11 protein-coding genes are annotated in these 12,535 nt (G+C 68.7%); 2 read left to right on the top strand and 9 right to left on the bottom strand.

The annotated features are described in order from the left end of the window. Positions 1-433 precede the first annotated feature (433 nt). The 4 genes from ndk to ACFRAQ_RS18935 form a co-directional block, all read right to left on the bottom strand. Positions 434-850 (bottom strand): nucleoside-diphosphate kinase, encoded by a 417-nt coding sequence (gene ndk / locus ACFRAQ_RS18950; protein ID WP_357090206.1) that lies wholly within the window; start codon positions 848-850, stop codon positions 434-436. 84 nt (positions 851-934) lie between these two features. After that, positions 935-1,339 (bottom strand): DUF4233 domain-containing protein, encoded by a 405-nt coding sequence (locus tag ACFRAQ_RS18945; RefSeq protein WP_379101236.1) that lies wholly within the window; start codon positions 1,337-1,339, stop codon positions 935-937. Beyond that, a complete protein-coding gene (locus tag ACFRAQ_RS18940) occupies positions 1,336-2,706 on the bottom strand; it encodes a bifunctional folylpolyglutamate synthase/dihydrofolate synthase (protein ID WP_379102160.1) in 1,371 nt (456 codons plus the stop codon). Before ACFRAQ_RS18940 ends, ACFRAQ_RS18945 begins: the two co-directional genes overlap by 4 nt. A 71-nt stretch (positions 2,707-2,777) precedes the next feature. After that, a complete protein-coding gene (locus ACFRAQ_RS18935) occupies positions 2,778-5,471 on the bottom strand; it encodes a valine--tRNA ligase (RefSeq protein WP_379101234.1) in 2,694 nt (897 codons plus the stop codon). Between the two features lie 328 nt (positions 5,472-5,799). Here ACFRAQ_RS18935 and ACFRAQ_RS18930 point away from each other — a divergent pair, with 328 nt between their 5' ends. Next, entirely contained in the window at positions 5,800-6,438 is a 639-nt protein-coding gene (locus ACFRAQ_RS18930) for a class I SAM-dependent methyltransferase (protein WP_379101232.1), read from the top strand. Between the two features lie 27 nt (positions 6,439-6,465). Here the strand turns inward: ACFRAQ_RS18930 and ACFRAQ_RS18925 are convergent, their stop codons facing one another. The 5 genes from ACFRAQ_RS18925 to ACFRAQ_RS18905 all read right to left on the bottom strand — a co-directional run bounded on the left by ACFRAQ_RS18925 (position 6,466) and on the right by ACFRAQ_RS18905 (position 11,827). After that, complete coding sequence (locus ACFRAQ_RS18925) at positions 6,466-8,310, bottom strand: TerD family protein (RefSeq protein ID WP_379101230.1); 1,845 nt, start codon at positions 8,308-8,310, stop codon at positions 6,466-6,468. A 137-nt stretch (positions 8,311-8,447) separates the two neighbouring features. Continuing rightward, positions 8,448-8,717, bottom strand: coding sequence for a Txe/YoeB family addiction module toxin (locus ACFRAQ_RS18920; protein ID WP_379101228.1), 270 nt, complete (start codon positions 8,715-8,717; stop codon positions 8,448-8,450). 4 nt (positions 8,718-8,721) lie between these two features. Continuing rightward, positions 8,722-9,171, bottom strand: coding sequence for a type II toxin-antitoxin system Phd/YefM family antitoxin (locus tag ACFRAQ_RS18915; protein WP_379101226.1), 450 nt, complete (start codon positions 9,169-9,171; stop codon positions 8,722-8,724). Positions 9,172-9,269: 98 nt separating this feature from the next. Then, entirely contained in the window at positions 9,270-10,196 is a 927-nt protein-coding gene (locus tag ACFRAQ_RS18910; protein WP_379101224.1) for a diacylglycerol/lipid kinase family protein, read from the bottom strand. Then, a complete protein-coding gene (locus tag ACFRAQ_RS18905; RefSeq protein ID WP_379101222.1) occupies positions 10,193-11,827 on the bottom strand; it encodes an FAD-binding oxidoreductase in 1,635 nt (544 codons plus the stop codon). Before ACFRAQ_RS18905 ends, ACFRAQ_RS18910 begins: the two co-directional genes overlap by 4 nt. Before the next feature lie 62 nt (positions 11,828-11,889). On the opposite strand from ACFRAQ_RS18905, the gene ACFRAQ_RS18900 reads away from it, so the two are divergent. Continuing rightward, positions 11,890-12,492 carry a TetR/AcrR family transcriptional regulator gene (locus ACFRAQ_RS18900; RefSeq protein WP_379101220.1) on the top strand — a complete coding sequence of 201 codons (603 nt, stop codon included), beginning with the start codon at positions 11,890-11,892 and terminating at the stop codon, positions 12,490-12,492. Positions 12,493-12,535: the final 43 nt, after the last annotated feature.

The following is a 12,535-nucleotide window of genomic DNA, read 5'->3' as shown; positions in this document are numbered from 1 at the left end:
GCCGACGCGGGGGCGCTGTCTTGTTGGCCTCACGCCCGGGGGCGCGAGATCGTAAGTCTTCGCGCCGCGTGGCCCGTTATCACCGGTATCTCGTCGTTCGGGCTAACAGTTCACGTGGCGCCTGGTTGGTTGGCTCAACGCCGTGTCACGAGCGTTCATCCAGCGTGCCTGCCCGGCGGCCGAGTCTTGGAGCCGTCGGCGGCAGCGATGATCGTCCGTCGCTCCGCGGTGTCAATCGGAGGTGAACGATGCCTGCCGCAAACGGCCGGCGTCGGTCACTTCCAGAGCCAGTATCCCACACCGTGCCGGGGCGTCGTGCCCACGCGGCCCGGAGCGGCCTCGCGAGTCTCGCGAGCGGCCGCTGGGTGGCGGGTCCGGGGGCGTGGCCCCGGACCCGGCCGAGGAGGAAGCGGGAGCAAACGCTCCCGGAAGATCAGTGCGCGAACCCGGGGAACCAGATGTCGATCTCACGCTTGGCGGACTCGGGCGAGTCCGAGCCGTGCACGAGGTTGAACTGGGTCTCGAGGGCGTAGTCGCCGCGGATGCTGCCCGGGACGGCCTTCTCGACCGGGTCGGTGCCGCCGGCGATCTGGCGGAAGGCGGCGATGGCGCGCTCACCCTCGAGCACGGCCGCGACGACCGGGCCGGAGGTGATGAACTCGATCAGGGAACCGAAGAACGGACGCTCGGCGTGCTCGGCGTAGTGGACGACAGCCACTTCCTCGGAGACGTTCACGAGCTTCATGGCCGCGAGCTTCAGGCCCTTGCGCTCGATGCGGGTGATGATCTCCCCGACGAGGCCACGGGCCACGCCGTCGGGCTTGATGAGTACCAAGGTCTGCTCAGTCACCCGTGAAGCCTAACCGTCGCTTGCTCGGCAGGAAAAACGCAGGCCGGGGCGGATGCCCCGGCCTGCCCGATTCGGCGGCGCTACTCAGGCCCCCGACATGCGCTGGCTGGGCAGGGTTCCCGCCTCCATGCGCTTCTTCACGTCCGAGCGCAGGAACAGCACGAAGACCCATACGGCGACGAACACCACACCGATCACCAGGATCGAGATGTGGATGAAGCCGCCCAGCAGCAGAGCCACCTGCAGGGCCAGGTTGAACGGGATGGCCCAGGAGCGGCGCTGCACGCCGGCGCCCAGGAACATGACCACGGCCAGGCCCACCACGTAGAGCACCGACCACCAGCGCAGGCCGCCGCCGACCGCGCTGATCACCGGCAGCGCGAGCAGCACGGTGATGGCCTCCAGGACCAGGGTCCCGGCCATGACGCCGCGCAGGCCCTTCCACGGGTCGGTGGCGGGGGGCGGGACCTCGGGGGTGGCGTCGCTCATGCGGGATCCTTTCCGAAGAGGCTGCGGGCGGACCCGGCGGTGACGACCGAGCCGGTGATGACTATGCCCGCGCCCGAGACCAGTTCGCCGTCCTCCCCGCCTTCGGCGAGGGCGATGGCGGTTTCGATGGCGTCGGCCAGGTCGTGGGCGACGGCCACGCGTTCGTCGCCGAAGCGCTGGACCGCGAGGTTGGCCAGGTCGTCGACGGGCAGGGCGCGCGGGGAGCCGTTCTCGGTGACGACGATCTCGTCGAAGACCGGTTCCAGGGCGTCGAGGATGCCGCCCGCGTCCTTGTCGCCCAGCACCGCGATCACTCCGACCAGTTTGCGGAAGTCGAACTCGCTGGTGAGGGTCGCGGCCAGCGCCTTGGCGCCGTGCGGGTTGTGGGCGGCGTCGATGAAGATGGTGGGCGCGCTGCGCATGCGCTCCATGCGGCCCGGGCTGAGCACGGCCGCGAATCCGGCTCGCACCGCGTCGATGTCGAGCTGGCGGGACGCGCCCGCACCGAAGAACGCCTCGACCGCGGCCAGCGCCAGCACGGCGTTGCGAGCCTGGTGTTCGCCGTGCATGGGCAGGAAGATCTCGTCGTAGACGCCGCCCAGGCCCTGGAGTTCGAGCATCTGGCCGCCGATGGCGACGCGACGCGAAAGTACTTGGAACTCCGAGCCTTCGCGCGCGACCGCGGCGTCGACCTCCACCGCCCGGCGCAGCAGGACGTCCATGACCTCGGGTTCCTGCTGGGCGATGACGGCGACGGTGTCGCGCGGGGACAGTTCGTCCTCGGGGGCCTTCTTGATGATCCCGGCCTTCTCCCCCGCGATGGAGGTGAGGTCGGGGCCGAGGTATTCGGTGTGGTCGAGACCGATGGGGGTGATGACGGCGACCTGGCCGTCGATCACATTGGTGGCGTCCCAGCGGCCGCCCAGTCCGGTCTCCACCACGGCCACGTCGACCGGCGCTTCGGCGAAGGCCGCGTAGGCCATTCCGGTGAGCACCTCGAACTTCGACATGGCCGGGCCACCCGCGGCTGTGGACTGCGCGTCGATCATCTCGATGTACGGCAGCAGCTCGCGGTACACCTCGACGTAGCGCCCCGGCGTGATGGGCGCGTTGTCGATGGCGATGCGCTCGGTCGCCAGCTGCAGGTGCGGGCTGGTGATCCGGCCGGTGCGCCGGTGCAGTGCGGTGAGCAGCGAGTCGATCATGCGGGTGACCGAGGTCTTGCCGTTGGTGCCCGCGATGTGGATGGCCGGATAGGACTGCTGGGGCGAGCCCAGCAGGTCCATCAGCGTCGCGATCCGGGACAGCGACGGCTCGATCTTGGTCTCCGGCCAGCGCTGGTCGAGTTCGGCCTCGACCAGCGCCATTTCGGCGAGATCCACCGGGGAGGTGCCGTGGGACAGCGAGCCCTCCGCGTACTGACGCTCCGGTTCGTCGTTCACTGGGCGGCCAGCTTGGCGATCTCGGCCAGACGTGCGGTGACGCGCTCGACGTCGCCCTCGGCGATCTCCTTGCGCGCCTTGATCTTCGCGACCACCTCGTCGGGGGCCTTGGCCAGGAAGGCCTCGTTGCCGAGCTTGCCGTTGGTGCCGGCGAGCTCCTTCTGCGCGGCGGCGAGGTCCTTCTCCAGGCGGCGGCGTTCGGCGTCGAGGTCGACGGTGCCGGACGTGTCGATCTCGACGGTCACGGTGGCGGCGGACAGGCGCACCTCCAGCGACGCGGTGGCGGCGAAGTCGTCACCGGCGGCGGTGAGCTTGGCCAGGTTGGCGATTCCGGCTTCCTGCGCGAACAGGTCGGCGGTATCGATGCCGATCAGCTTCGCCGCCACCTTCTGGCTGTCGGCCAGGCCCTGGTCGGCGCGGAAGCGGCGGATCTCGGTGATCAGCTTCTGGGTGTCGGCGACGCGGCGGGCGGCCGCGGCGTCGGCGGTCGCGCCGGAGACGGCCGGCCAGGAGGAGATGACGATGGACTCGCCCTCCGCGCCGTCGGTGAGGGCCTGCCAGAGGGTCTCGGTGACGAAGGGGACGGCCGGGTGCAGCAGGCGCAGCACGGCGTCGAGGACGGTGCCGAGCACGACGCGGGTACTGGCGGCGCGCTCCTCGGAGTCGGCGAACTGGACCTTCGCCAATTCCAGGTACCAGCTGCAGAATTCGTCCCACGCGAAGTGGTAGAGCCCTTCGAGGGCCTTGCTGAACTCGTAGCGGTCCAGGGCGCCGTCGACCTCGGCGATGACCTCGTCGAGGCGGTCCAGGATCCACAGGTCGCTGTCGGTGAGGGTGTCGCGGGCGGGCAGTTCGCCCGGCTGCGCGCCGTTCATGAGCGCGAACTTGGTGGCGTTGAACAGCTTGGTGATGAAGCTGCGCGAGGCGGTGACGTGCGCGGTGCCGACCGAGAGGTCGCCGCCGGGCTGGGCGCCGCGGGCCAGGGTGAAGCGGGTGGCGTCGGCGCCGTACTCGTTGATCCAGTCCAGCGGGTCGATGCCGTTGCCGCGCGACTTCGACATCTTCTTGCCGTGTTCGTCGCGAATCAGGCCGTGCAGGAACACATCCTGGAACGGGACCTGCTTGGCGTCCTTGCCCGCGGTGAGCACCGGGTCGTCGGAGACGAACATGCCGAACATCATCATCCGGGCGACCCAGAAGAAGAGGATGTCGTAGCCGGTGACCAGCACGCTGGTGGGATAGAACTTCTGGAGTTCCTCGGTCGAGTCGGGCCAGCCCATGGTGGAGAAGGGCCACAGGCCCGAGGAGAACCAGGTGTCGAGCACGTCCGGGTCCTGGACGTAGCCCTCGGGGGCCTGCTCGTCGGGTCCGACGCAGACGATCTCACCCTCGGGGCCGTACCAGATCGGGATGCGGTGGCCCCACCACAGCTGGCGGGAGATGTTCCAGTCGTGCATGTTGTCGACCCACTCGAACCAGCGCGGTTCCTGGCCGGCCGGGTGGATCTTCACGTCGCCGTTGCGGACCGCGTCGCCGGCGGCCTTGGCGATGCCCTCGACCTTGACCCACCACTGCATGGACAGGCGGGGTTCGATGGGTTCGCCGGAGCGCTCGGAGTGGCCGACCTGGTGGATGTAGGGGTACTTGCGGCCGACCACGCGGCCCTCGGACTCGAGCCGCTCGCGGATCTTGACCCGGGCCTCGAAGCGGTCCATGCCGTCGAATTCGGTTCCGCTGTCGGCGATCTTGCCGGTGATGTCCATGATGGTCGGCATGGGCAGGTTGTGGCGCAGGCCGAGCTCGAAGTCGTTGGGGTCGTGCGCCGGGGTGATCTTGACCGCACCGGAGCCGAATTCGGGGTCCACGTAGTCGTCGGCCACGATCGGGATCTGGCGGCCGGTGATCGGGTGGTACACGGTGGTGCCGATGAGGGCCTGGTAGCGCTCGTCGTCGGGGTGCACCGCGACGGCGGTGTCGCCGAGCATGGTCTCGACGCGGGTGGTGGCCACGATCACGTGCGGCTCGTCGTCGTTCAGGGAGCCGTAGCGCAGCGAGACGAGCTCGCCTTCGACCTCCTTGTGGTCCACCTCGAGGTCGGAGATGCCGGTCTTCAGCACCGGCGACCAGTTCACCAGGCGTTCGGCGCGGTAGATGAGGCCCGCGTCGTAGAGGCGCTTGAAGATGGTCTGCACGGCGCGGGACAGGCCCTCGTCCATGGTGAAGCGGTCTCGGCTCCAGTCGACGCCGTCGCCGAGGCGGCGCATCTGGCCCTGGATCTGGCCGCCGGATTCGCGCTTCCAGTCCCAGACCTTGTCGACGAACAGTTCGCGGCCGAAGTCTTCCTTGGTCTTGCCGTCCACGGCGAGCTGCTTCTCCACCACCGTCTGGGTGGCGATGCCGGCGTGGTCCATGCCGGGCAGCCACAGCACCTCGAAGCCCTGCATGCGCTTGCGGCGGGTCAGCAGGTCCATGAGGGTGTGGTCGAGGGCGTGGCCCATGTGCAGGGTGCCGGTGACGTTGGGCGGGGGCAGCACGATGGAGTACGCGGGCTTGGCGCTACTCGGGTCGGCGGTGAAGTAACCGGCGCCTACCCAGCGCTCGTACAGGTCGGCCTCGACGTCGCTGGGGTTCCAGCTCTTGGGGAGGGCATCGGCACGATTACGCGGGTTCTCAGAGGCTGCGCTGGTCACCGTGTGATTCTAAGGGCTGGGATTATCGCCCAAGAACCGGGTTTTTCCCAGGGGCGAATCCCAGGGGCGAATTGGATAGCCGAAGGGCGGGGCTCTCGGTGGATGAGGGACACCGAAAGCCCCGCCCTCGATGGCCAGCCTACCGCCGTTTCGGCGCATTCCCCCGGATCCTTGGCCAATTCTCAGGTTCTGCGCCAAATTGGCCAGGGTAGACCAGGTTTCGTTGCATTCACGTTGCGTCGGACACATTGTTTCCGCGTCGTGACCGGAGTCGTTTCCGTGTCGTCACACAACCCTTTCGAGGCGACCGGCCGGTAGCCTGAAATCCATGAATCCGATTGTCACACGGTTGATGTCGACGGTCGCCGGCCAGCTGGGCCACCCCCGCGGCCGCCTCGGCAAGGCGGTCGCCCGCGTGCTCAACCGCAGCAACCGCCCCCTGATCGAGGCCGCGGTCACCGCCGCGGAGGTGACACCCACCGACGCGGCCGCCGACATCGGCTTCGGCGGCGGCATCGGCCTCACCCTGCTGCTGGGCCGGGTGGGCACCACCGGCACCGTGACGGGCGTCGAACTCTCCGCGGACATGCTCGCGAAGGCGCGCACCGAGTACTCGGCCGACGTGTCCTCCCACCGGCTGCGCCTGGTCGAGGGGTCGCTCACCGGGCTGCCTCTGGCGGACGACTCGCTGGACGCCGTAATCACCTGCAACACCATCTATTTCGTGCCCGAACTGGACACGGCCTGTGCCGAGCTGGCCCGTGTCCTGAAACCCAAGGGCCGCTTGGTGATCGGCATCGGCGATCCGGATGCGATGGCGAAAATGCCCTTCACCCCATACGGATTCACGCTGCGCCCGGTCGCCGAGGTTCGTGCGGCGCTGGAGCGGGCCGGCCTCACGGTCGATCAGCGTGAGGTCACCAACCGGCCGATGACAGGCCACCTGCTCATCGCCCGCCCGGCCTGATGCGAGCCGGCCGCATTCCTGACGCGGTCAGCTCACGGTCACCCCGTGAGCTCTAGCGAGCGCGGGTAATCCCTCCGCCCAGCCATGGCCGATCGCTCGGAGGCCCCACAACGACATTCCGTTGACAACGTGCCGGAACAACTCCGCGACTACGATCGCACGGATGTCCGGAGCGGCGCGCGGCGTGAATGACCACGCCCCCGCCGCACAATCGACCTGCATATGGGCATAACTCAGCGCGGCCCAGCTCAGCCCGGCGTCCACATCCATGTTGACGGCGATCGCGATCCGCTGAACCCGCGGCGGGAGCGCAGCCAATCGCAGCTCGGCCCGCTCGACGACATGCGGCCCTTCCGACTGTTTACCCAGCAGCTGCACGGAGCCGTCCACAGAGCTCGGCTGACCATAGAAGATGAAGTCCATATCGGAGGCGACGTGCGCCGAAGGGTCACCCAGCAAGAGCGTCAGGTCGGCATCAGCTCCCCCGAAGGCACAAGTGATCTGCAAGCGACCCGAGGCGGGCTCTGGCAGCGAAACCATCTGACCTGGAGCGAGAAGTATTGGTGCGCAATCGTTTAGGCTGTCCGAGGCGCCACGAGGTGGTTGGATTGGTTGGTTCCGCCACTCCGCGAACGAACGAAATGCGTAGGGATCCGTAGATGACCCGACCGAGCGGCTCTGGTTGTCCAGCAGATCACCGTCGATGCCACCGAGCATGACATCGTCCGGTCCGGAGTCGTCCTGGGCGTGATCGAGCAAACTTCGCAAACCCGGCAGATTGTCTATATCGAGTGCTTTGATCGTCCTTGCGGTGCGACCGGATGCCGAGGTCGTAATCGAACACGCGACATCCTCGCCGATATCCAGAAACCGCAGCGCGTCGTTCGGGTATCTCCATTGAACGCGCGCGACCGCATCGCGTGACCATCGCCCGTAGGCCACGAATCCCAGCCGCTGCGTATCGGGAAGCCGCGAGAGCACGGCGAGGTCGATCGCGGTTATGCCAGGCGCGACCGCGAAACCTTCGAGCAGTGTGCCGATGACGTTGGACCCCATCGCAGTGAGCCACCACAGCGCACGGTCCCGCTTGGTGAGGGCCTTCAGCATCGGCCGACCGGACGGGGTGAACCCAGGCGCCTGGTCGGGCAGAGAATCGATGTCGGGTTGCCGCATCACCACGGACAGCACCGAGCCGTCCACCCCGACAGCGCAACCCGCAGCCGGGTTGTCGGAGAACGCCAGATTTACTGCCTCGCAAACAGTTCCCTCGTCGTTCGAGACGATGTGCTGCCACCACACTGCGGCGTCGGTGATCAACTGCCGGTGCACCGCTTCGAGTCGCTGTTGTTCCTCCATCGAGTACCGGCGAGCGTCTTCGTCCGCTCGTTGTTTCGCGGCGGCTCGATCGCTGCGCGCCAGCATTCCGATTCCGGAGAGGTGGAAGGCGCGAGCGGCGGCCAACACACGAGCCGGTTCCGGCAGCGGCGGATTCGGAATCACCGGAGGCCGCGCGGGTTCGAAATGCTGCAGGTGCACGCTCGTCATCTGCAAACGCAATAGCTGCAGCTGCTCGATCAACGCGGCGCGTTCAGCTTCCTGCTGAGCGCGTTCGGCCTGCCTGCGCGCCCGTTCGAGCTGCGCCGGAGATGGCAGCGCCGCGCGCGGACGTGACGACCGCCGCTGGCCGGTACTGCCGCGCCTGCCACCGCTGAGCGACGTGGAAGCGAAGAAAGGACCGAATCCTGAGGACACCCGGGTTCTGCCCGCGCCCATACTGACCCTTGCGATGCGTGGACCCACGGAAGTCCGTACACCACGGGTCGATACCCGCACGCTCATCCCTGGAACGCCGACACGGAACCCGAAGCTCACGACTCGCTCCTCACCCGAGGCCGGTCCCCCATCAACTTCCCGGCGCTGACAGAAATTGCTCGAATGATGCTATGCGGCAACCGATGCCACCGTCATGACGGATTGTGCCGATATGGAGGAGAGCAGGTTCGGGGCTCTCAGTCGTCGTAGTGGCCGCCTACCTGGACGATCGCCACTTCGGTGTCTGTGACGTAGTAGATGAGGCGGTGTTCGTGAGTTATGCGGCGGGACCAGTGGCCTGCCAGCTGGTGACGCAAGGGCTCGGGTTTGCCGATCCCGCTGAACGGGTCGGACAGGACAGCGTCGATCATCTTGTTCGCGGCTCGCAGTACCTGGCGATCGCGGGTCAGCCAGCTTTCGTAGCTGCGCCACCCTTGGGCGGTGAAGGTCAGCTTGCGGTCGGGCACGTGGTCACGCTCCCGAGTTCTCGACTGCCTCCGATAGCCGTTCACCCAATAGGTCGTGGATGACTTCTGGCGTAGCACCTCGTCTGATCAACTCCGACAACAGCAGGCGGATGACTTCGGCCTCCGCGCTCTCGCCCTCCCCATCCTCCGGGGACCCGGGCTCGGCCGCGTCGGGGTCGATCAGAGCGCGTACGACCGTGCGGCCGGCGCGCGCGTCGGACGCAGACTTCAACAGTTGGATCCCGCCGTGGGTTTGCAGAACGTAGAGGGTCTCCATGAGCGAGTTCCAGTCGGCCTCGGCGACGAGGACCGCGTTCTCGCCGGTCTTTGTGACCACGGTGAGGGTGTCGTGGTCGTCGTTGACCTGCTTCACGAAGCCGAACAGATTTTCGCGGACCTTGGAGATCGGCAACGACGGCATCGGTTCATCCTCCCTCAGGTTGCTGTACGACATAGCGTACAACTCCACCGTACAACATGTTGTACAAGCAGGTAACCGGGTACAGCTGTGCCCCATACCTTTCCGGTATGGGGCACAGCTCTGCGTCGACGTCAGGGGACGAGGACGTCCAGCGCTGCGGGGTGGGCGCGGAACAGCGCCGGGAGCAGACCGGCCGGGTCGCCGTCCGCCGTGGCGGGTGCGCCCGGGGCGGTGAGGCGGATCTCGCGGGCCTGGTACTGGACCGCGGCCGGGTGGTCGATGCGCTTGCCCGAGGACAGGGTCGGGAGCAGGCGCAGCATTTCCAGGCGGGACATGGCGCCGACGACGGTGAGGTCGAGCAGGCCGTCGTCGATCAGGGCGTCGGGGGTGATGAGCATGCCGCCGCCGTAGGTGCGGGTGTTGCCGACCGCCACCATGACCGCGTCGAGTTCGAGGACCGTGCCGTCCGGGTGGTCGGGGGAACCGGTCAGTTCGATGCGGTACGGCACCGCGAGCTTGCCCGCGAGTTCGAGCAGGGCCGCGACGGTGTAGCGCATGGGTCCGTTGGGCCAGCGCAAGGCGTTGGCGCGCAGGGTGACCCGGGCGTCGAGTCCGGTGCCGGTGACGGTGGCGAACCAGATGGCGCGGCCCGACTCCTCGGTCTCGACGGTGCCGAGGTCGATGGCGCGGGTGCGGCCGTCCAGGATGGTGGCCACCGCGGCGGCGGTGTCGTCGGGGACGCCGAGTTCGCGGGCCAGGTCGTTGCCGGTGCCGCCGGGGATCAGGCCCAGCGGGACGCCGGTGCCGACCAGGGCTTGCAGGACGACGCCGACCAGGCCGTCGCCGCCCGCGGCCACGACGGCGTCGGGGCGGGCGTCCGGGTCGGCGAGGGCCTTGCGGACCAGGCGTTCGCTCTCGGCGGCGGAGTCGCCGAGGATCTCGGTGACCTGGACACCGAACTCGGCGAACCGGTTGGCCGCCTCGACGGCGACCGTGGCGCCCTTGCCGTGCCCGGACAGCGGGTTGGTCACCAGGGCGATGGAGCGGATGGTTCTCACGGAATCAGCTTCCCAGGGTTGAGGATTCCGGTGGGGTCGACGGCGTTCTTCACCGCGCGCAGCACCTGGACGCCCAGGTCACCGACCTCGTCGGTCATCCACGGGCGGTGATCCGCGCCGATGGCGTGGTGGTGGGTGATGGTGCCGCCGGCGGCCACGATGGCGTCGCCCGCGGCCTTCTTGGCCACGGCCCAGCCCGCGATCGGGTCCTCGGCCTGCTTGGCGACGATGGTGAAGTACAGCGAGGCGCCGGTCGGGTAGGTATGCGAGATGTGGCACATGACCAGGGCCGGTTGGCCGAGCGCGTCGACCAGCGCCGCGGTCACCCGCTCCTTCAGGTTGGCGAGATTGCTCCAGGTGGTGGCGGTTTCCAGGGTCTCGCACAGCACACCGACGTCCAGCAGCGCGTCCCGCAGGTAGGGGGCGGCGAAGCGGCCGTGCTCCCATTCCTTGGCCGGGCCCTCACCCAGCGCGGTGCCGCCGGCGGCGGCCAGCAGGGCGGCGGCCTCGGCGCTGCGGGCGGTGACGTGCGCGGCGGTGCCCTCGAAGGTGGTGACGGCGAGGCAGCCGCCGACGGCGGCGCCGCCGATATCCCCGGCGCGGGCCAGGTTCAGGCCGGTCTCGGCCTCGTCGGACAACCGCATGACGGTCGGGGCGGCCCCGGCCTGGATGACCGTGCGCAGGGCGTTGGCGCCGGTGGTGAAGTCGGGGAAGGACCAGGCCTGATAGCCGATGGTCTCGGGAATCGGGTGCACGCGCAGGGTGACCTCGGTGATGATGCCGAGCGCGCCCTCGGAGCCGGAGAACAGTTCACGCAGGTCGGGTCCGGCGGCGGAGGCGGGGGCGCGGCCCAGGTCGAGATCGCCCGCGGGGGTGGCGACCTTGAAGCGCTGGATCATGTCGTCGAAACGCCCGTACCCGGCCGAGGCCTGGCCCGAGGACCGGGTGGCCGCGAAGCCGCCGATGGTGGCGTATTCGAAGCTCTGCGGGAAGTGGCCGAGCGAAAGGCCGTGGCGGGCAAGCAGTTCCTCGGCCTGCGGACCGGACAGGCCCGCGCCGAGGGTGGCGGTGCCGCTGATCGGGTCGACGTCGGTGAGGGTGTCGAGGCGGCGCAGGTCGAGGGCGAGGACGGCGCCGAAGCCGCCGCGTGCGGGATCGAGGCCGCCGACGACGCTGGTGCCGCCGCCGAAGGGGACAACCGCGATGGCGTTGGCGGCGCAGTACTTCAGGACCGCGAGAACCTGGTCGTGATCGGCGGGGAAGACGACGGCGTCGGGCGCGTTCTGTTCCCCGTCGGCACGGCGGCGCAGCAGGTCGGGGGTGGATTTGCCGCCCGCGCGGAGCAACCGGTCGCGGTGGTCGACGGACACATGCTCGGTTCCGACCACCGCGACGAGCCCGGTGTGCTGTTCCGGTGTGAGTGCGGACGCGCGCAGCGCCACGTCGCCCTCATCGCGACGGGTCGCCGGCTCGCCGGACACCCCGAAAACCTGCGTGAGCAGTCCCCGGATCTGCTCGGACAGTGGTTTGTGTCCGGCCGGGGAGCCCCAGGCGTCCCACACCATACTCGGGCGGATCTGCGGCTCGCCCGAGTTTGCGGTGGATGCGGACGCTGCTTGTGTGTCGACCATGCGTTACAGTGTGACATAGAATGTCAAGCAGTAACGGCAACTACTCTCCCATGGTGGCAACCATGAGCTCTACCGAACCATCTTCCGCCGTCGACCGGGCGATCCTGGACGCGGCGCGCGCCTGCGTGGCCGAATTCGGCGTCCGGCGCACCACCCTGACCGAGGTGGCCCGCCGCGCGGGCGTCAGCCGGCCCACCGTGTACCGGCGCTGGCCCGACACCGGTTCCCTGGTGGCCGACCTGCTGGTGCGGGAACTGCGCGAGATCGTCGCGGACACCGCCCCCAGCACCGGCACCGCCCGGGAACGCCTGGTCGGCGCGATCGTCGGCGGCGGCTCCATGATCCGGCGGAACCCGCTGTTCGCCAAGATCTTCCGCGCCGACGCCGACGTCATGCAGACCTACGTCTTCGAACGCCTGGGCCGCAACCAGCGCGCCCTCATCGACCTGTTCGCCGAGGGCATCCGGGACGGCCAGGCCGACAACTCCATTCGCGCCGGCGACCCCGCGCACCTCGCCGCCATGCTCCTGCTGATCGCCCAATCCGCGGTCCAGTCCGCCTCCGCGTTCGCCGTGGTGCTCGACAGCGACCACCTCGACGCCGAACTGACCCACGCCCTGCACGGCTACCTGACTCCCGCCCCCGGCGACTCCGGCCCGCGATGAACGCATCCGGCGACCGAATCCCGCGCGCCGATTCCGTCCACGT

Source organism: Nocardia sp. NPDC056611, from assembly GCF_042792755.1.
Lineage (GTDB): Bacteria > Actinomycetota > Actinomycetes > Mycobacteriales > Mycobacteriaceae > Nocardia.
The sequence above is the reverse complement of the archived record's forward strand: the minus strand, read 5'-3'. Positions and strand labels throughout refer to the sequence as shown.